This is a genomic window from Winogradskyella pacifica, assembly GCF_013403915.1.
Classification (GTDB): Bacteria; Bacteroidota; Bacteroidia; order Flavobacteriales; family Flavobacteriaceae; genus Winogradskyella; species Winogradskyella pacifica.
This window is the reverse complement of record NZ_JABFDI010000011.1, coordinates 20,882-41,023: the sequence shown is the minus strand read 5'-3', so window position 1 is coordinate 41,023 and position 20,142 is coordinate 20,882. Positions and strand designations below refer to the sequence as shown.

Annotated in this window: 17 protein-coding genes; 4 read left to right on the top strand and 13 right to left on the bottom strand. The window is 33.0% G+C overall.

Annotated elements, in window-relative coordinates; translation table 11 throughout:
- Positions 1 to 100 precede the first annotated feature (100 nt).
- The 3 genes from HM984_RS10965 (at position 101) to HM984_RS10955 (ending at position 6,036) form a co-directional block, all read left to right on the top strand.
- Positions 101 to 991: an aldose 1-epimerase family protein gene (locus HM984_RS10965; RefSeq protein ID WP_179349195.1), complete on the top strand. Its 891-nt coding sequence runs from the start codon at positions 101 to 103 to the stop codon at positions 989 to 991.
- Between the two features lie 109 nt (positions 992 to 1,100).
- Positions 1,101 to 4,646, top strand: a complete 3,546-nt coding sequence (locus HM984_RS10960) for a TraB/GumN family protein (protein WP_179349194.1) — start codon at positions 1,101 to 1,103, stop codon at positions 4,644 to 4,646.
- Positions 4,647 to 4,686: 40 nt separating this feature from the next.
- A complete protein-coding gene (locus HM984_RS10955; RefSeq protein WP_115812489.1) occupies positions 4,687 to 6,036 on the top strand; it encodes a DEAD/DEAH box helicase in 1,350 nt (449 codons plus the stop codon).
- Positions 6,037 to 6,042: 6 nt separating this feature from the next.
- Here HM984_RS10955 and HM984_RS10950 read toward each other — a convergent pair whose 3' ends face one another.
- The 8 genes from HM984_RS10950 to HM984_RS10915 form a co-directional block, all read right to left on the bottom strand.
- Complete coding sequence (locus HM984_RS10950) at positions 6,043 to 6,513, bottom strand: hypothetical protein (RefSeq protein ID WP_179349193.1); 471 nt, start codon at positions 6,511 to 6,513, stop codon at positions 6,043 to 6,045.
- A 198-nt stretch (positions 6,514 to 6,711) separates the two neighbouring features.
- Complete coding sequence (locus HM984_RS10945) at positions 6,712 to 8,409, bottom strand: hypothetical protein (RefSeq protein ID WP_179349192.1); 1,698 nt, start codon at positions 8,407 to 8,409, stop codon at positions 6,712 to 6,714.
- Positions 8,410 to 8,529: 120 nt separating this feature from the next.
- Entirely contained in the window at positions 8,530 to 9,066 is a 537-nt protein-coding gene (locus tag HM984_RS10940; RefSeq protein WP_115812481.1) for a hypothetical protein, read from the bottom strand.
- 140 nt (positions 9,067 to 9,206) lie between these two features.
- Complete coding sequence (locus HM984_RS10935; protein WP_179349191.1) at positions 9,207 to 10,442, bottom strand: DUF6638 family protein; 1,236 nt, start codon at positions 10,440 to 10,442, stop codon at positions 9,207 to 9,209.
- A gap of 161 nt (positions 10,443 to 10,603) precedes the next feature.
- Entirely contained in the window at positions 10,604 to 11,191 is a 588-nt protein-coding gene (locus HM984_RS10930) for an NUDIX domain-containing protein (RefSeq protein ID WP_179349190.1), read from the bottom strand.
- A gap of 75 nt (positions 11,192 to 11,266) precedes the next feature.
- On the bottom strand, positions 11,267 to 13,222 hold the full coding sequence (locus tag HM984_RS10925) for an AAA family ATPase (RefSeq protein WP_179349189.1): 1,956 nt from the start codon (positions 13,220 to 13,222) through the stop codon (positions 11,267 to 11,269).
- 80 nt (positions 13,223 to 13,302) lie between these two features.
- Positions 13,303 to 14,349, bottom strand: a complete 1,047-nt coding sequence (locus HM984_RS10920) for a hypothetical protein (RefSeq protein WP_179349188.1) — start codon at positions 14,347 to 14,349, stop codon at positions 13,303 to 13,305.
- 150 nt (positions 14,350 to 14,499) lie between these two features.
- On the bottom strand, positions 14,500 to 15,849 hold the full coding sequence (locus HM984_RS10915) for a coiled-coil domain-containing protein (RefSeq protein ID WP_179349187.1): 1,350 nt from the start codon (positions 15,847 to 15,849) through the stop codon (positions 14,500 to 14,502).
- A 327-nt stretch (positions 15,850 to 16,176) separates the two neighbouring features.
- Between HM984_RS10915 and HM984_RS10910 the strand changes: the two genes are divergently transcribed.
- Positions 16,177 to 16,401 (top strand): hypothetical protein, encoded by a 225-nt coding sequence (locus HM984_RS10910; RefSeq protein WP_147298365.1) that lies wholly within the window; start codon positions 16,177 to 16,179, stop codon positions 16,399 to 16,401.
- 221 nt (positions 16,402 to 16,622) lie between these two features.
- Here HM984_RS10910 and ettA read toward each other — a convergent pair whose 3' ends face one another.
- The 5 genes from ettA to HM984_RS10885 all read right to left on the bottom strand — a co-directional run bounded on the left by ettA (position 16,623) and on the right by HM984_RS10885 (position 20,140).
- Positions 16,623 to 18,314 carry an energy-dependent translational throttle protein EttA gene (gene ettA / locus HM984_RS10905; RefSeq protein ID WP_179349186.1) on the bottom strand — a complete coding sequence of 564 codons (1,692 nt, stop codon included), beginning with the start codon at positions 18,312 to 18,314 and terminating at the stop codon, positions 16,623 to 16,625.
- A 50-nt stretch (positions 18,315 to 18,364) separates the two neighbouring features.
- The gene (locus HM984_RS10900; RefSeq protein WP_040757621.1) at positions 18,365 to 18,547 is read right to left on the bottom strand and encodes a CAL67264 family membrane protein; all 183 of its coding nucleotides are present in this window, start codon (positions 18,545 to 18,547) and stop codon (positions 18,365 to 18,367) included.
- Positions 18,548 to 18,650: 103 nt separating this feature from the next.
- Entirely contained in the window at positions 18,651 to 19,376 is a 726-nt protein-coding gene (locus tag HM984_RS10895) for a pirin family protein (protein WP_179349185.1), read from the bottom strand.
- A gap of 25 nt (positions 19,377 to 19,401) precedes the next feature.
- A complete protein-coding gene (locus HM984_RS10890; protein WP_179349184.1) occupies positions 19,402 to 19,839 on the bottom strand; it encodes a MarR family winged helix-turn-helix transcriptional regulator in 438 nt (145 codons plus the stop codon).
- A gap of 25 nt (positions 19,840 to 19,864) precedes the next feature.
- Positions 19,865 to 20,140: a GNAT family N-acetyltransferase gene (locus HM984_RS10885; protein WP_179349183.1), complete on the bottom strand. Its 276-nt coding sequence runs from the start codon at positions 20,138 to 20,140 to the stop codon at positions 19,865 to 19,867.
- Between the last annotated feature and the right edge of the window lie 2 nt (positions 20,141 to 20,142).

The window sequence follows — 20,142 nt, the reverse complement described above, 5'->3', positions numbered from 1 at the left end:
TGCAATTTACCTAAATTAAAATTTGGCAGGAAATAAATTTGAATCCAAAGCAATTTCATGGGTTCTATAAGAATTGTATATTTCAAAAAAAATAAAATCCATGTATAGTTTAAAGAATGATCTTTTACAGATTAATATAAAACCTAAAGGTGCCGAGTTATGTAACATCACTTCAGCAAAGCATAACACCGAATTTATGTGGCAAGCTAATCCTGAATTTTGGGGAAGTCACGCGCCAAACTTATTTCCTATTATCGGTTGCATGAAAGATGATACATACATCTACAATGACAAAACGTATCCTATGCCAAAGCATGGTTTTGCAAGACATAATGATAATTTCACGATTAAACATCAGAGCGATTCTAGCATTACGTTTTCATTAGTTTCAAATGAAGAATTATATACTTATTATCCTTTCTTGTTTGAATTTGAAATCACTTATACACTTTCAAAAAACACCCTAATCATTAAACATTCGGTTACCAATTTAGACGACAAAGCACTTTATTTTTCTTTAGGAGGTCATCCTGCTTTTAATTGTCCGCTTTCGAAAGATGAAAACTATACCGATTACTTTTTAGAATTTGAGCAATCTGAAAACAGTCAGTCTCACCTATTAAACATGAATACGGGATTAATTTCTGATAAAACCAAACCCGCATTTACGGAAGGCACTAACATAAACCTAAAACCAGATCTATTTAACGAAGACGCTTTAATTTTTAAAGATTTAAAATCGAGAATAGTAAGCTTAAAGCACAAAACCAAAGGGAACGTTTTGACTGTAAATTTCGAAGATTTTAAACACTTAGGCATTTGGGCAAAACCAAACGCACCTTATGTTTGTATTGAGCCTTGGTTGGGTTTTGCTGATAATGAAACTACAGATCAAAATATTAAAACTAAAGAAGGGATTATAACATTGGAGGCTGGTTCAAAATTTGATGCGGGCTACAGTATTGAAATAAACAAAAATCACTTACAGTAAGTTGTTTAGATTAAAAATCTAGATTGTTGTTTTAATTTTATTGAAGCAAAATGCCCTATTATTTAAAATAGTATATTAATTTGCTTTAACAAAACGTTAACACCATCCTATGAGCTACCAAATCTTAAAAAACAATCACCTATTTCGTCTTTTTATAATTTTATCGTTTTTATCGCAATTTGCATTTGCTCAAAACAACGATAGCTATAGTTTGTTATGGAAAATTGAAGGTGGCAACACAGATGTTCCTTCTTACATATTTGGAACCATGCATATTGATGATGCTAGAGTTTTTAACTTTAGTGATGCCGTGATGCCTGCTATTGAAAACACAGAATATTTTGCTTTAGAAGTTAATGCAGACTCATTAATGACTGCAATTATCAATAAGGAATATGACATCACGGCGAACGCATTTTATAAAAATTTATTAAACCCTGACGACTATAAACGTCTTTTAGAACGGTTTGAAGAGATAAACAAATACTCTTTAATCGACTCTGAAATTATGAGTCCAGATCGTGTGGTTAGTATGCTAATCCCAGATATTGATAAAGAAGATGACAAATCTACCTTTGTAGATTTTTATCTTTTAGGTCAGGCACGCACCATGAATAAAACAATTACCGGATTGGAAAATGTAAAAGATCAAATGAATTATTTTGACAACCTTTCCGATGAAGAGAAAACAGAACAAATTCTAAGCCATTTAAGCGTTGATGTAGATAGCATTACTAGAACCAAGGAAATAATGACAAAGGTTTATGCTAGTGGTGATTTAGATAAAATTGCAGATTTTGTTAATCAGTATGACATTAATGATGCGACTATGATTTCTAGAAATAAGGTAATGAGTGCTAGCATTATCGAAATCATGAAAAAAGGAAGTCTATTTGCGGGTGTTGGAGCAGCTCATTTAGTAGGAAAAGGAAATGTTATAGAATTGCTACAAAAAGAAGGCTATAAAGTCAGTGTTGAAGAAGCTAAATTTACAGGAGTGGCCGATACGTATAAAGTCGATTCTTCAAAAGGTTTTTGGTATAACTATACAGATAATGATTTAGGGTTTCAACTAGAACTACCACAAGCTCCTAACATTAAGCAAGATTACGATAAGTTTACAATTTATGGTTATGGAGATATGCCCACTGAAACGAGCTACCTTTTTATGGGATTTAGTGCAGGCTATACTTTAGCACAATCTCAGATAGACACCTTATTAGAAACTATGATTTCTAATATTATCGAAAAAAGAGAAGGAATCGTTATTAAACAGGAAAAACTAACGGACCCAGATCAGTTTGGCTCTGATATTACCGCTGAATTACCTGATGGCCATATGATAAAAGCAAGATTTATCATAAAAAATAACCATTTCTACTATTTCTCAGCTGAAACTTCACAAGATCAAATCGATGAAAATTATATTAAGCGTTACTTTAATTCAATTGCCGTTGAAGGAGTAGAATTAAAACCAGAAACTACAGGCTGGCGAGAATTTAAAAGTAAAAAAGGAGCTTTTTCAATTCAAATACCTGTTGACGCTAAAGATGTCTCTAGAGAACATGCTAATCCTATTGATTCAGAAGGTGATCCTTATTTCCTTAACCTTTTTATCGCCACTGACACTGATAATTCAAACAATTATTTAATTCGCTATAACGACCAACCTTTGGGCTATTTCCTCCAAAACCCAGAAGTAGCTTTTAAAGAAACAGAAAACAGTTTAACTCAAAGTGCTACATTACTATCAGAACCAAAAATCATTTACTTGAATGATATTGAAGGGCGTGAATACGAAATAAATATTAGTAATAAATTCCATTCTATTGTACGTGTTTATTTTAGAGGCAACAGAACCTACCTTTTACTTAAACAAAAACTTAATGAAACAGAAAAAGTAAACGTTAACGACGAATTTTTTAATAGTTTCACTTTACTGCCTCATGAAGACATTGATCTTACCGAGTATGAATCCCCTAATAAAGATTTCAAAATAAAACTGTTTGAAAATGTAAAAGAAGTCATTGACACATTGGATTATACGGATTCTAATGTTCTAGATTCTTACGATTACACCTCACTAAATCCAAATTCCGGAGGCATTTACCAATATGGTTATAATAATATTGGTAAATATTTTAGAATTAGTAGTTATAAAAAACTCCTCGAAGACTATAAAAATGCCTTAACGGAGTACAACGATAGCATCATTAGTGAAAAAATTATAGTTAGAAACGGTGATTCTTTAATTCAGTTTTCCGTTAGAAATAAATTGTTTAAAAACGCAAATCGCCAAGTTGTTAATCAATTTTGGTATGATAATTACAGGCTACATATTTCTAAAGCCATTGTTACAGACGAGGAGTTAGATAATGGTATTGTAGATAAAGTGTTCACTTCCATAAGTGTGCAACCTGTAACTTCAGATATTGACATCTACGAATCTAAAGCAAAGTATATTATTGAAGATTTAAAATCTAAGGATACAATCGTCTATAACGCAGCTTTAAAAGCATTTGATTATTATGAATTTGACAAAGATGATTTACCTATTTTAAGTGACGCATTGAATTATTCTTTTTCAGAGGAAACTGATGATGTTATAAAATCTAATATTATATATGAGTTCAGTCTAATTAATGATGAATCCTCTTTAGATATTCTAGAATCATTTTACAATACATCTAGCACTTCCGATGTATTAAAAACAGCTATACTCATTGCTATACCAGCTATTAAATCAGAAAAATCCTTACCGCTTTACAATACTTTATTGTTTTCAAATCCACCGACTAAAGAAGATTCATATGACTATAGTTTATTTCAACCTTTTAACGACTCATTAAGCTATGCCATAGAAAATTATGATAAACTAATATCGCTTATGTCTGTAACGCAATATAGAAATGACATTATCTATTTATCTAATGATATATATAATTCCGAATTAGAAACAAATAACATTGTAGAATCAAGTTATAATAAGATTCTAGATTATTTAATTATAGACGCTGAAGTGTTTTTTAATCTAGCTCCACCTGAAGATGATTACGACGAGGATTATGATTACACCTATTATAATTTAATGGTAGCTTACTTACAAAGTCTAAATACCGTAAAATATGATGATAACATTAGTAATACCGTTACATCAACCCTTTTAAATAGAGATGATGACAAATGGTTACGGTTATTAGCGATTACTGCTAGAATTTTTAATGAGTACTCTATTTCAGATGAACTATTAAATCAATATTTAGAAGATAAATATTATAGGTTTGAAATCATGGACGCTTTTCATAAAATCAACAAACTAAAGAATATAGATCAAAAATTCCTTAAAGAAAAGGAGTTTGCCGAGCTATCCTTTTACAATTATGCAGGTGAAGATGGTGGTTATCCGGATGAAATCGGGTTTTTAAAAAAAATTAATAGAGATAATACTACGTTTTATGCGGTTAAATTTAACTATATAAAAGAGGAACCAAGTGAAACCGTTTCATATATTGGTATCGTTGGTCCTATTGAAAAAATATCTCAAGAATCAAAATTCAAAATGTATGATTCCTCAAGCTATTGGGATGAATATGATGATGAATGGATGACTAAAATAGAGTCTCTAATTACAGATTTTTTAGAGTTCTCTAAATAGTTATCTATTAACAACTATCTTTGCACCTTAAAACAGAAACGTGACTTTTAACGACCTTAATTTAAATACACCTTTATATAACGCTTTAGACGATTTAGGATTTGACACTCCTACTCCAATACAGGCGGAATCTTTTAATGTAGTAGCTGCCGGTAAAGATGTCGTTGGTATTGCACAAACTGGTACTGGTAAGACCCTTGCCTATATGTTGCCTATATTAAGAAATTTGAAATTTTCGCAACAAGAAAATCCGAGAGTTTTGATTTTAGTACCAACACGTGAATTAGTGGTTCAAGTTGTTAGTGAAATTGAAAAATTCTCTAAATACATTAACAATCGTGTTTTAGGTGTTTACGGTGGTACTAATATAAATACACAGAAACAAGCTGTTGCACAAGGTCAAGACATCATTGTTGCTACTCCTGGTCGACTGTATGATTTAGCTGTGAGCCGTGTTTTACAGTTAAAGTCCATTCAAAAATTAGTAATTGATGAAGTTGATGTTATGTTAGACTTAGGTTTTAGACATCAACTACTTAATATTTTCGATATTTTACCTCCGCGTCGTCAAAACATTATGTATTCGGCTACGATGACTAAAGATGTTGATGATTTAATTACTGACTTTTTTAAAAGTCCAACAAAAATATCAATCGCAGTTTCTGGTACTCCTTTAGAAAACATAAAACAAGAACGTTTTAATGTTCCTAATTTTTATACTAAAGTTAATCTGTTAGAACATTTGCTTCGTGATAAAGACCAATTCTCAAGAGTCTTAATTTTTGTGGCTTATAAGAAAATGGCAGATCGTCTTTTTGATCAATTGGAAGAATTGTTTCCTGCTGAAACTTGTGTTATTCACTCTAATAAAACGCAAAATTACAGGTTGCGTAGTATTGAGCAATTTAGAGAAGGGGAAAACCGCTTATTAGTTGCCACAGATGTTATGGCAAGAGGTTTAGATATTGAAGGTGTTTCTCATGTTATTAATTTTGACACCCCCGATTATCCTGAAAACTACATGCACAGAATTGGTAGAACTGGTCGTGCTGAAAAAGAAGGACATACTATTTTATTTTCTACTGAAAGCGAGCAAGAAGGCTTAGAACGCATTGAAGAATTAATGCAGATGAAAATTGAAACCCTTGAGATTCCCGAAGACGTTACGATTTCAACAGAATTAATCGAAGAAGAGCGTCCGCAAATTCGTGAGCGAAACAACCCAATTAAACGTCGTGATGAAGATGCTCCTGGACCAGCGTTTCATGAAAAATCTGAAAAGAACTCTAAAGAAAACTTAGGTGGTTCTTACAAATTTAAAATTGCAGCAAAATATAAGAAGCCAAAAACAAGAGGTGATAAAAATTATAATCAGCGGAATAAGAAATAAACGCTTCTACTCTAGTTTTATTAAATCATCACAATATTTATTGTAATCTAAACAAAGAATTATTAGAGTTTCTAAAAGCAATTGATTTAACTCTTTATCTTTAGGCTTAATTGCATATGCGAGTTTAAATTCGGAGTATGCTCCTAAAATTCGGCCTTTACTTACACGCTGCTTTCCTGATTTTATTAAAAAATTAAAAGCATCGTTGTCTTTCTTTATAGCCCAAGCCAATTCTTGCTTATGTTGCAACCTAGAATGGTCTAACCAACTTGGAATACATAACGTAATAACCAACACCATAACAAGGAACAATATTATTCCAAAATTATAACTTCCTTTATTATTTGAGTATTGAAGCTTAAATTCCCTACTATAGGTTGGAACCGCAGTAAATGAGCCCTTTCGTTGTATAGAAAATGGCTTACGAGGACGCATCCCATAAATCCATTTCTGCAAACCCAAACCCATGTATCCCATAACATTACCTTTATATTATAGGTCTTAAATTTGAAGGTTTTGTTACAGTATTTTAATAGATTATGAAATAATAACAGAATGTTAAATAAGTAATTTTAGTAAAATAATTATTTATCAAATTGAAATATCATTTATAAAAAAGACCTGTCAGGTTTTTAAAATCTAACAGATCTGAAAATATTTTATAACTTTAAAATGTTACTGTCCACCAACAGCCTTCAAAGAATCTAGCTGACGCTGTAAAGTATTAATCTTATCGGTATTATTTTCAATCCTCGGAATAGACATTAAGGAATCCATTTGCTGCTCCATAATATCTTCATCCTTTGGTTTTTCATCAAAAAAATAACCGATACCCTCACTAGCTCTCCAAGCTTCATTTAGTTGTTTATAAACTTCCTCATCCCAGGTGCTTGGATGTTTTACATCTATCCAAATAACATCTCTATATTCACTGTCTATCAACACTAAATCTGGTGTTGCAGAACCGTCAAACTGTTGTGCATCTGTAGAACTTATTGATGATATGGTTCCTAAGAAAAACATACGCTTTCTACCCGCGATGTCTTTAATATAAGGTCTAAATTCTACAGGAGTGCTGGCGGTCCAATCATATTCCTTACGAGATTCTTTTACTTTTAATGGCATTGCAGAAACACCAGCATACCCTTGTTTTTTAGTCGCATGGTCGTAATAATAGAGTTTGTCTGTTCCGTCAGCAGGTACAAACACACTATAACTTAAACTAGTACGCTCATTACCCACGGGTTCTAACCCAAACCAATGGTATAAACCACTATAAGCATCTGAATTTGAATCTGAAAAATTAAAATCAGTAACATAAGGTTGTTGATTCTGATCTTTTGGCATCAACGGTATCTTAACGGCCGTTTCCATATTCCAAGGTAAAGGATCACTAAAACCACCTAAGAACTTTAACGATTCGGCTTCAAGTTGAGACACCTTTTCAGATAATGTATTTTGCTTCATTAAGAACGGGTAATTTTTAATCTCTTCTGGACTTACATACGTCCCTTTTCCTATTAAAATACGCTCCATATAATCGTTAAAATCATGTTCTCCGTTTTCAATAATCATCACACCTCCAAAACTTGGATAAGGAAAAAAGAAACCTTTCCATTTAATTAAACTCACCACCTGCACCCATTCGCCATTATCATTTTTCATATAAAACGTATCACTAGGCTCATGATTAAACAGCATCCAAGGATTAAAGCGCTGCACTACGGCATTGTAGGTGTTTCTACTAAATTTTAAAGATTCACCAATTGAAAACGTCACATCGATACGATTCTCATTAGAAAATCTAGGAAATGGTGTGGTACTACTTACTGAAAACACTTCTTCCGTATTATCGCTAATACGTTGCATAACGTACTTTTCACTCGGCTGAATAGCCATAGTCCACTTATTCTGACCATCTACTCTTACTAAATGCGGTAAGGACACGTCTTTAGTTTCACCAACACTTTCGTTAGCCATAGAAAAAACGTTACGTAAAGGCTGAATACGTTCATTTTGGGTTAGTGGTAATTCGTTTATTTCAACTTTATCTATACTCTTGAAAACATTGTACGTTTTCATATAATCATACATTTGATAATGCCAACCAACAACATATAATACACCAAAAAAGACAATAAGCAAGGCTAAAACACCTAATCGACTGCCTACTTTTGCTGATTTTCTGAATTTACGTAAACCTAAAAATAGAAGTATTACACTTACCAATATGATGAAAATATACTTTCTTAGAAATAATAAAACAGGTTGATAATCATCTCTAAAAAAGAATAATAACACTAATAATAGCACTACTACTAAAACAGTGATTCGTTTTTGTTTGCCGCCTTTATTCCAATATGATTTTATCATAGTAATTGTTTATCATTGCGAAGTTGACGTTTGTGTCAACTGTGGCAATCTGTTCGTTATTTTTATAAATATTTTAATGTTAATGAGATACTTCGACTGCGCTCAGTATGACATTTAGGATTACATTAATCCCTTATCTTTTAAACGGTCACGTGCACTTGGCTTTTCTACTTCAGGTTCTGTTTTAATTTCTTTCTTTGCTTCCTCAACCACTTTTGGCTCTCTGGTTCTTAGATCCTCTATAAAATCTTTCCCTTTTTCAACGACATCATCAAACTTGTCTTCTAAGGATTCACTTTGTTCCTCAATAACTTCAGACGATTTAATTACAAAACCAGCGATATAGGTTCCTAAAAGTGTTCCAACGGCAAAAGATGCAAATGCAGAAACGCCGTTATAACTACTAAAAACAGCAATTGGAGTTAAGAACTCTACGATTAACGCGGATACCAAAACCAAACTAACCACAAAAATAATACGTGGTAAAAGTGATTGTTGGTAAACAAATCCTTTTGGATTATCCGGACTCATTTGTAGCTCTTTACTATTGACTATTTTATTTAAAAAGCGATATGTCGCATTGCTATTAGACTCTCTCCAATACAGAAAGATTCCGAATAAAATGGCGGCTATAAATATAACGAGTTCAATTCCCATGGTTGTAAAAGTTAGAAGTTGGAAGCAGTTAAGATTGAAGCACGAAGCTTGAAGCTAGAAGTTTGCTGACAACTTGAATTAATATTTTCTTTGCGTCTTTGCGAGCAAAAAAAGTGCTCTACTAAATTAGTCTAAAATTATCAAATATTGTTACGGATTCTTTCAATTACCCAATCTTTAAAGGAATCACCCCAAGTCAAATAATTTATATAAAACTGCTCTTTGTCATACCAATACAAGAATAATACATCCATTGGCGCAATGTTAATGAGTAACTTATGAATTAAATCGCGATGCTCGGAAGACAACGATGAATGCGGTTGATGCAAGGCAAAATAAAAGGCCTGATCTACAATATCTTCAATTTTATAGGCATTACTACGTTCTAACTTTTCGAGATATATTTCGACACTCATCACTTGCTTTCTGGCATTGATGTCTATTTTGTTTAAATAACTTTTAAATAATACATTATCATTTAAAATATCCTTAATAGGATGTTCAGTCTCTTTTAAAAACTGAGCTAATTCAAACTTCTTAACGCGATCGTAATTTGGTGTTTTTACTAACGTCTCCAAATCACATTCAATAATTAAATGATCTTTTAACTTATCTACTAATTCTGGTTGCTCAATATGATAAATCAGCACATCGTGAATGGTATCTTTTATCGCTTCCTTATAATGTTCTTTACTTTCAAAAACGACTATCGGTTTTATAAAATCGCGAAGTAAATACACTCCGTCAAAAGCTCTTGTGTAAAACGAATCTGTTCTAAATTGTAACGGATGTAAGCTTAAATCTCTTTCTCTTAAGTCCCCATAAGTAGTTGCAGAATCTAGTAATTGTTGATGAATGCCTTCATCTATAAAGTTATTACCATTTTTAAATTTATCAACGAGATGTAACTGATCTTTTTGAACCTGTTCTAAGTTATCTATAAGCTTGAATGTGATATTAATTTTATCATATTTCAAGACATCTAAAGGCTCATAAAACACATCGATATTCTGATCAAAATCTAAGCAAATAGCAGAATCTCTTGTAATATCATTAATTTTTTGACCATGCGTTCTAAAAACATGTTGCATCATTTCCTTATCAAAAGAATGAAAAGGCAAATACACCGGTTTCCCTTTTTGTAATGGTGAAATTATAATCCCATGCGGATTTGCATCACCATGATTAAGATAGTGCATGTTACTTTTTTCTTCAGCAACCTCAGGACTCCAGCCTACTCCATCAATAAAAAATGATGTTAGTTTTGTTTCTGTAAAGCCTAAAGTCTTTAAGCATTTGTTGTACCGTTCTACTAATTTTCCGCTAATGGGAATAAGTTCGCTTCGGTATAAATTGGCTTGTTTTAGTTTCTGCATCTTGTTGCTGTCTTTCGGCTTCGCTCAAGATAAACTTCAGCGGTAATCTCATTATTTATAATTAAATCTCTCAAAAAATCATTAATAGGTTTTAAAACTATTTCCCACTAAACACCATTGGTTTTATTTAACCTTCTTTTTTTATTTCATTCCATTCCTTTCTACTCAGGAATTAGAATTTTATTAATCTGAGCATATTGCAATAACATAATCGTTTTTGCATCAATAATCTCTTCTTTTTTAATCATTTCTAAAGCCTCTGAAAACGGAATTTCAAGAATTTCAATGTCTTCATCTTCACTTTCTAATCCCCCACCTTTACTAAATTTCATGTTCTCATCATATTCTGCAATAAATAAGAACATTTTTTCTGTTAAAGCTCCAGGTGATGTATATGCTGTTAAAACTAGTTTTGCATCACTTATTTTATAACCTACCTCTTCTTCTGTTTCCCTAATTATGGTTTCTAAAGGCTTATCATTATTGTCAATTGCTCCTGCACAGGCTTCAATTGACATACCTTCACCACTATTATTCTCATAAGCTGGCATACGGAACTGTTTAGTAAGAATAACCGTTTGTTTTTCTACATTGTATAGTAATATCGCAGCACCATTTCCTCGATTATAACATTCCCGTGATAAACGTTTCCATTCCCCATTTTTAAATTGATAATCATAATCGATTCTATCTAATCTTGCCCATTCTTTTGAAAGGGTTGTTTTAGTTATGTTTTTTAGGTTGTTCATAAAATTTATTGTCGCTCGTTATTCACTGTGTCGGAATGACATAGACTTCACACTTTTTACTTTACACTTTTAAATTTAATTCCCAAACTGCGCTCTAGCTTCACTATCTATATTCATCTGATTCACTCTCGCATCTACTTTTCGTTTAAAGTCTGTATCAGCTATGGTTGCTACGTTATCTAAATAGCGAATGACTTCTTGTCGTCTTATATCTGAAAAGTTTAAACCTTTCATATTCGATTTCATTAATTCTTGAAGCATATTGAACTTCGTTTCGTAATCCTTTTTGAAATAGGTTTCAGGATTTTCAAACCAGTCTTGTTCTAAATCAAAATCTGTTAATCGTAATGAAATTGCAGATTGAATGTTTCTAACATCTCTTGAAGAGAAAAACGGAAATATCTTCTGAATCTCTTTATACAAAGCTGCATAAAACATATGGTCGTTGTTTTCGTGAAGCTTTTCTACTTTATTAAACGTATCATGAACACGTTCTTCTGAAGGGTGCTCAACCGCATTCAAAATTTCGCCCATACTGTTTGCTAAACCCTGATCTGATAAGTATTTATAAACTTCCGGATCATTCATGTTTACAAAATCTGGCATGGTATCTTTTAACTTCTTCCACCAGATGTAATCTTGATCTACAAAATCGTGCTCAGAGCGTGCTCCATCAATTTTAAATCGACCTTGCACACGAGAAATCACCGCTTTATCTAGCATTTCTGGAAGGTTGGTAAATAAACCAATTGAACTGTTTCCGTAATTCACAGCATAAGCACCTTCTGTATATCTTAAAAATACACCAATCACTTCTTTTACACCTGCTGAAACTCCTTGAGCGGTTCGTTCTTGCAAATTATTTTCGGCATCATCAATTGGTGCAAAAATTAATTTGGTAGGATCTTGCAGAGGCTTCATCCACTCTACCATTTTTTCGGCAGAACCACCTTGAAATGTAGATATCAGCGTATCTGGCATTGGGTGGAATAAAAATGGAATATCTAAATTATCAGAATGTTCTTTAAGTCTGGTGGCGATGGCAGCAATTAACATACTTTTTCCTGTTCCTGGAATTCCGTAACCCATAAAAACAGGCATAAATCCGCCTAATTCTTGAAATGGATTCTTCTTTGCTTCAATATCATAGCTTAACAAACGTTCAGTTAATCGACGACCAAAATGTTTAGCATCCTTGTTACCGACAATTTGTTCGAACTGTATTTTGTTGAATTCTATACTCTTTGCTGTTCCTTGAAATATATTTTCCCAACCGGAAACTGCAAAGTCTGAGTTTTCAAGCTTATACGTTCGGTCCGAAACGGTTTCTGTATATTCTAAACTGCTTTTACGTAGTTGAATTTCTGCAATTAAAGCTTCAAAATAAACCACTGTAAAATCTATAACATCTTTATCTGACTTTATAATTTCAGGATGACCTAAATACTTGTCGTAATAAAACAACTGACACGAAATTCCTTTTAAAGGTGTTAAAAAAGACACTTCTGGAATACCAGCAAACTTCTGCTTCATCACTGATAAATCGTCTGAAGCATGCGGTTTTAAATCATGTAAAATTTTATAAGCTGTAGCAAACAACATAAAAGCCGTTGATGTATGCATTTTGCTTTCGTACTCTCTCCTTCCTGAACTATCTAAAGCTGATTTATTTTCACTTAAACTCGATAAACCTGAAGCATCATAGTACGAATCTTTAATCCATATACCCAAAGTCAATCCTTCTTGTACAGCATATAATGTCTGATTTAAGAAAATAGGAAGTGCTACTGATTCTGGAAGCAAACGCTTTTTTAAAGCCAAAATGGTTTTTGAAACTGAAGTGACATTGACATTGCTTCCGTTATTGGCTCTAGACAAATACAATAAAATAGATTCGTCTTTGGCGTCGTTATCTTTATTTTTAGCGCGTTGACCTTGTTCCCATTGAATAGATTTTAAGTATGATGTTGCTTCATCGCGAAGCATATCTAATTCATTTTGTTTTATAGGGAAAGTTGAGTTGTGTTCCATTGATTGAGTTATAGGTGAAAAGTGAAAAGTAAAAAGTTTTCTTACTCGAATCTTCGAGCTTCAGACTCCAAACTTTCATCTTATTTATCGATTTTTAATTCAGAAATCTGAATAGGCGACAATGCTAACTTATTCATAATTTCAGGTGTTTTATTATATAGCATTTGTATGATTCTGTGCGGTGCAAAGACATAACGCTGTCTAAACATAGCGTCCCAACGTTGATAGGTTTGTTTACTGAAAAAACCACCTTCTTTAAATTCGCTAGCCGATTTTAATTCATCTATTTTAAATGAAATCGCATACGATTCTAAAGGGATTTCCTTATTTGCTATACTTTGTAAAATGGCATGTGTGACTTTATTTTCGTCTTTAGCAAATATGTTATGAATTGGCCCTAAATCCACACGTTTTATGAGCTTTGGAAATACTTTAGGAAGACGTTTATCTATACCATACGCCATCGTATCTAAAGACATTTCTCGGTCTGCAATAGATTTTAAAGCACTATAAATTTCATCCCGTTCTTTTAAAGGATCTTTACCATCGAAATCAAAATACATGTAGCAAATAAATGGTCTGTTGTGAGACACATCATAAAAACTCCAACTCACCAAATACTCTGCAACAGAACCTTCTGGTGCTGCTATAATTTTACCTTGCACAAAACGATTAAAAATGTATTCTTTTTTAGCAGACGTATAGTAAACTATTGACGCTGCTTGAAAGAGCTTACGCTTAGCTATAGGTTCTTTCTTTCGCATTAAAGTATCTAAAAATTCGTCTTTTAAAGTATCTACGTCAGTAAGTTTTCCTAAATAATCTTCACGTAATGCTAAATCGTTAAATAAGTAACGGAATTCTAAATAATTAGGAAAACTAGAGTCTGTTAAATCGACTTTCATGTTTTCTTCATCGTCATACATGTATTTTACACGCATAGCTTCAATAGAATACAATAATAAATCGCTGTATTGCTTAAAGAGAAGTACTTCTTGTTGGTTTAAAATTTGTTTTTGTTGAACAGCAACAATGAGTTCTTTCAGCGAGAAATCTATCATTTTGTGATAGAATACATATTGCTCTTTGGAATCTAATATTGCTGAATCTAATGGTGTTACAATCATTTTAGTAGGCAGTTGGCAGTATTCAGTTTGCAGTGTCCCAAGAATACCTGAAAAATATTATTTAAAAAAGATATTGAATATATAGTTTTAGCCACTGTATTCAGTCCCGATTTGACTGCCAACTGAATACTGATAACTAACAACTACTTATTATCCTAACAAATCATCATCTCCTGCTTCTGGCTTTGGTTCACCTGCTGGCTCTCCTCCTCCATCACCTCCTGAAGGTGCGTTTGCATCTGCTGCGTAGTAATCTTCGAAAATTTCTTTCATATCAATGCCGTAACGCTCAGCAAAATTCTTTTGAATAGACTTATCTTTTTCTCGAATTTCTTGTAAAGCTTCAGCATAACTACCATAAACACCCTGCATCACTTTTTCGTGCACTGGAATATTATCCATCATTTCTTGACGCGCTTTAGCACTTGCGGTATGCATCGCTGCTAAAGTGACTCCAATATGTTCATCCGTTTTAACACCTAAATGTTCTAAGATTGCTGCAAATTCTTGATCTGTACGTGCTTTTAAAGCCACTACATAACCATCGTAATACTTTAAACGCTCATCTGTATCAGACTTTAATTTTGCACGGTGCGTTTGTAAATTACTACGTAAAGATGTTAATACTTTAATAGTAAGGTTATGCTTGTGTACGAAACTATCTTTTGAAGCAGCTAATGTTGTGTAAGCATTCTTAAGACCTTCTAACTCTTCTACTTTTTGCTCTAAAGTGGTTACTTTACTCAAAGCATCCGAATAATCAGTTGACTGCTTATCTGCTACTTCTTCTAAAGCTTGACGTGCTTGTTTTAATAACGCATATTCCGTCTCTAGCTTATCTTCTACTTCTTTTTTCTTTTGAAGTGCTTTTGTATGATTATTAGAAGCCTCTACAATAGCTGTTTTAAGGCTTTCTTCAACTTCCTTAATTTCAATTTCTCTGTCTTTTAGACGCTTAATCGCTGCTTGACTCTTAAATGATAATTCATTTAATAAGGTTTGAACATCGGCTGTTTCAATTCGTTGCTGAAACATTGCTTTTGCTTCATTATCTGCAGCATCACGTGTTTTTTGAGCGTTCTTAAGTTCTGCTTCGGCATCATTTATTTTACTTTTGCGTCCCCAAAGGTTATTCCACCAAGTGTCTGGTTTGTTATTTGCATCCTCAAGTTCAACTTTTGCGCGCTCTAATCGCTTAACAGCGTCGTCTATTATTTTTTGTTCTGAAGCGTTTAATGCTGAAAAACCTTCAAACATAATTCCGACTTCGTCCTGATAATCTGTTAAATCCTTAATAGCATCTAATAACGTAGATCTGTCTTTTTCTGCCATATCAACCACATTATCTAATGTGGCGTTTAATATTTTCTGACGACTTTCTGGGTCATCTTCTTGAGCAAGCTTTGACTTCATTTGGTCAATGGCTTTTCCCCAATTTACATCGACTTTTTCAGCTTTCTCTTGTGAATTGGTTTCTAATAAATCAAAATCATCAGGCATATAGTGTAGTGTTATTAAAGTTGAACATCATTCTGTTAAGCAATTTCGGTAATTTTTTAAGACTACAAAAACTTTAGTTACTAAAATATAGGTAGCAGTTTTTTAATATTTGTTACAGAAAATTGAAAGAAAATTAAATTTCTTAATAATTTAATAACCTCATATTCACCTTAAAAACACTGTGGTTTAACGGACTTATACAACAGTTAATCGGTGCGTTTGTAAACTAATAGTTTGTAAATAATTTACTATTAAGTATTTAACATTAACTTTTTTTATATATTAGCGCTGTAGAACCCAAATCTAAAACGAATAATAATAATAATAATGCATAAGAACCTGCTTTCAAAGGCTTTGATTGTGACGACTACACAGCTTACGATGATCTTAATAGCCGTAGCATCTATTTTTCTCGTTTTTATTTTAATAGCCATCATTAAGATGTATAAGTTAAAATCGGAAAACAAAAAATTAATGCAAACCAATGCTTATAAAGATTATGAAGAGTCTGGTGAAGATTTACATAGCGGGCATCTTTATGGTGATAATTAAATAATGAATTTAACAGCGATTACTCTTATTCTAGATGGCTCTTCTCAACGAATGATAAGTATTTTGGGAATTGGGTTTGTTACAATGACAATTTTATGGGCTTTACAATATTTAAAATCTAGAAAATTGAAAGAAAAAATAAAACAGTTAGAAAATCAATAAAACATAAAAAAAAGAGCCAGCAATTTGCTGGCTCTTTTTTGTTTCAATAGTCGGTAAATTTACCTTACCAACTTTCTATACTTAATTCGTTTTGGCATTAAATCACCACCCAAACGTTTCTTCTTATTTTCTTCATATTCACTAAATCCTCCTTCAAAGAAATAGACTTGAGAATCTCCTTCAAAAGCTAAAATGTGCGTACAGATTCTATCTAAGAACCACCTATCGTGACTAATAACAACAGCACAACCCGCAAAGTTCTCTAAACCTTCTTCTAACGCTCTTAATGTATTAACATCTAAATCGTTAGTTGGCTCATCTAAAAGTAATACATTACCTTCTTCTTTAAGTGTCATAGCGAGATGTAAACGGTTACGCTCACCACCCGAAAGCAATTTTACTTTCTTGTTTTGCTCACCACCAGAGAAGTTAAATCGACTTAAATAAGCTCTAGAATTTACTTCCTTACCACCCATCATTACCAATTCTTGCTCATCACTAAAGTTTTGCCAAATTGTTTTTTCAGGATCAATATTAGAATGTTTCTGATCAACGTATGCAATCTTAGCCGTTTCTCCGACTTTAAATTCACCTTTATCTGATGCTTCTTCTCCCATTATCATTCTGAAAATAGTCGTTTTACCAGCACCATTTGGCCCAATAATACCAACAATACCTGCTTGAGGCAAATTGAAATTTAGATTATCGTACAGTAATTTATCATCATAACCCTTAGCAACACCAATAGCTTCGATTACATTTGTTCCTAATCGTGGTCCATTAGGAATATAGATTTCTAATTTTTCGTCAAGCTGCTTTTGATCTTGACTCATTAATTTATCATAGTTCTTCAAACGTGCTTTTTGCTTTGTCTGACGACCTTTTGCACCTTGACGTACCCAATCTAGCTCACGCTCTAATGTCTTTTGACGCTTAGAGGCTGTTTTACTTTCTTGTGCCATACGTGTAGACTTTTGATCTAACCAAGACGAATAATTTCCTTTCCAAGGAATTCCTTCACCTCTATCGAGTTCTAAAATCCAACCTGCAACATTATCTAAGAAATATCTATCGTGAGTTACTGCGATAACCGTTCCTTTATATTGTGCTAAATGATGCTCTAACCAATGTACAGATTCTGCATCCAAGTGGTTAGTAGGCTCATCTAATAATAATACATCTGGTTCTTGTAATAATAAACGACATAAGGCTACACGGCGACGTTCACCACCAGAAAGCACACCAATTTTCTTATCACCATCTGGGGTTCTTAAGGCGTCCATGGCTATTTCTAACTTAGTATCTAATTCCCAAGCATTAGCAGCATCAATTTGATCTTGCAGTTCTGCCTGACGGTTCATTAGCTTTTCCATTTTATCGGCATCGCTATACACTTCCTCTAAACCAAATTGATCATTAATACTGTTATATTCATCAAGTATAGCAACGGTTTCTGCAGCACCTTCGCGCACAATTTCCATAACCGTTTTGTCATCATCTAATTGCGGTTCTTGTTCTAAATACCCAACCGTATAACCCGGTTGAAAAACCACATCACCTTGATAGTTTTTATCAACTCCTGCTATGATCTTTAAAAGTGTAGACTTACCAGAACCATTTAGACCTAGAATACCAATCTTAGCACCATAAAAGAAACTTAAATATATATTTTTTAAAACAGGAGTATTAGCTCCTGGAAAGGTCTTTGTTAGACCAGACATTGCAAAAATTACTTTTTTATCGTCACTCATAATTGTTAGTTATTTATTGTAAAGTTAAACTATTGAACATCACAAATTAATTACACACGTCCTTTTAAAGCATTGAAAACCCATGCTATACAGAAAAAACCACCACCAACAGCAGCAAATCCCCAACCTGCAACATCATCATATCTAAATGCTCCAAGGGCAATTAACCCTAATCCTACAAAGACCATAATCCATGTTGCCCAAGCTAATACCGTATTTTTATTCATTGCCATAATCAATCTTAGTTTTAATCGTTAGTTAGTTTACAAATATCGCATTTTAAATAAAAAAAGCATCACTATTTGTGATGCTTCTAATGTAAATTGTTTCAAACAACTAAAAATTAATCATAGGAACTTCAATAAATAATAGTTCACTATCGGTTTTGGCTATTATATTGAAATTATCCGTTTCTGAAATTCCAATGGCATCTCTAGATTCTAAAGTCTCACCCTCGATTTCAACACTACCAGAAATAAGCATAGCATACACACCATGACTCTTCCCTTTTAGTTGATATATGAATGTTTCATCTTTTGACAAATCAATTCTTGAAAGCTTAGCATCTTGATGAATTTTAAGACTTTCTACATCAGTATCTTCAAAAGACGTTACTAAGGTTTGAAGCTGTCCTTTTCGATCTTCAGACTTGAATAATTTCTGATCATAACGCGGCTCTACATTTCGTTTTTGCGGTATTACCCAAATTTGAAATAAACTTAAATGCTCATCAATCGCCCCATTAATTTCAGAATGCTGAACGCCTGTTCCTGCAGACATTACTTGCACTTCACCTGGATGAACAGCTAGCCAATCGTCGTTCATATTATCACGATGCTTTAACACGCCTTTTAGTGGTATGGTTATAATCTCCATATTATCATGTGAATGTGTTCCAAACCCCATTTTTGGACCAATAACATCATCATTTAAGACTCTTAATGCACCGAAATGCACGCGTTCAGGATTATTCCAACTTGCAAAACTAAAGGAATGATTTGCTTGTAACCATCCATGATCTGCAAATCCTCTACTGTCTGCTTTATGTATTACTTTTTTCATGATTATTTCCTTTTATTTAATTCTACTAGCGCATTTTATCCAATAAGTCACTTAATTGTTCCGCTTCAGCTTCACTTAAATTTTTAATTAACTCTTTATTCATATCGCTCGGAATTGTGTTTAGCAAATCCAGGCCTTGCTGTGTAATTTCAATTTTAACCACACGCCTATCGTGTTCTGATGGCAACCGTTTAATTAATTGTTTTGCACATAGCTTATCCATTAATCGTGTTGCATTAGGCGAGCGCTCTAACATTCGATCCTTTATGGTTTGCACTTTTAATGGCTCATTTGCTCCTCTTAAAATTCTTAAAATATTATACTGCTGTTGTGAGATCCCAAAGTCCTTAAAAGATTCGCTTTGACGGCTCGTAATCCAATTGGCTGTATAAATAATATTCAGAAGCGCCTTTACTTTAAAGTTTTCGAATTTTGAATTAATATCTTTCGATAAATCTCCCATATTTTAATAGTCTTAAAAATTCTATTTAGGCTTTGATGTCATCATATTTATCTGTCTCACCAAACACTTTAGCGACATAAGGACAGCTTGCCCTTGCTTTTAATTTATTTTCTCTTGCGAAATCTGCAACGGCTTTAATTAATTGTAAACCGAGATCTTGACCTCTGTAGTTAACATCAATCTCTGTATGATTAATATCGATGAGACCGTCTTTAACATTAGCATACGCGATTTCACCAATCTCCTTTTTATTATCTAGTAGATAAAATCTATTTTTTGATTCTTCGTGTTTTAATTCCATAA

Bases quoted from the DNA above. Each gene is read 5' to 3' on its own strand.
- HM984_RS10965 (WP_179349195.1), top strand. From the start codon at position 101: ATGTATAGTTTAAAGAATGATCTTTTACAGATTAATATAAAACCTAAA.
- HM984_RS10885 (WP_179349183.1), bottom strand. From the start codon at position 20,140: ATGGAATTAAAACACGAAGAATCAAAAAATAGATTTTATCTACTAGAT.
- HM984_RS10945 (WP_179349192.1), bottom strand. From the start codon at position 8,409: ATGATAAAATCATATTGGAATAAAGGCGGCAAACAAAAACGAATCACT.
- HM984_RS10960 (WP_179349194.1), top strand. From the start codon at position 1,101: ATGAGCTACCAAATCTTAAAAAACAATCACCTATTTCGTCTTTTTATA.
- HM984_RS10900 (WP_040757621.1), bottom strand. From the start codon at position 18,547: ATGGCAATGAATAAAAATACGGTATTAGCTTGGGCAACATGGATTATG.
- HM984_RS10895 (WP_179349185.1), bottom strand. From the start codon at position 19,376: ATGAAAAAAGTAATACATAAAGCAGACAGTAGAGGATTTGCAGATCAT.
- HM984_RS10910 (WP_147298365.1), top strand. From the start codon at position 16,177: ATGCATAAGAACCTGCTTTCAAAGGCTTTGATTGTGACGACTACACAG.
- HM984_RS10920 (WP_179349188.1), bottom strand. From the start codon at position 14,349: ATGATTGTAACACCATTAGATTCAGCAATATTAGATTCCAAAGAGCAA.
- HM984_RS10915 (WP_179349187.1), bottom strand. From the start codon at position 15,849: ATGCCTGATGATTTTGATTTATTAGAAACCAATTCACAAGAGAAAGCT.
- HM984_RS10890 (WP_179349184.1), bottom strand. From the start codon at position 19,839: ATGGGAGATTTATCGAAAGATATTAATTCAAAATTCGAAAACTTTAAA.
- ettA (WP_179349186.1), bottom strand. From the start codon at position 18,314: ATGAGTGACGATAAAAAAGTAATTTTTGCAATGTCTGGTCTAACAAAG.
- HM984_RS10925 (WP_179349189.1), bottom strand. From the start codon at position 13,222: ATGGAACACAACTCAACTTTCCCTATAAAACAAAATGAATTAGATATG.
- HM984_RS10935 (WP_179349191.1), bottom strand. From the start codon at position 10,442: ATGCAGAAACTAAAACAAGCCAATTTATACCGAAGCGAACTTATTCCC.
- HM984_RS10950 (WP_179349193.1), bottom strand. From the start codon at position 6,513: ATGGGATACATGGGTTTGGGTTTGCAGAAATGGATTTATGGGATGCGT.
- HM984_RS10940 (WP_115812481.1), bottom strand. From the start codon at position 9,066: ATGGGAATTGAACTCGTTATATTTATAGCCGCCATTTTATTCGGAATC.
- HM984_RS10930 (WP_179349190.1), bottom strand. From the start codon at position 11,191: ATGAACAACCTAAAAAACATAACTAAAACAACCCTTTCAAAAGAATGG.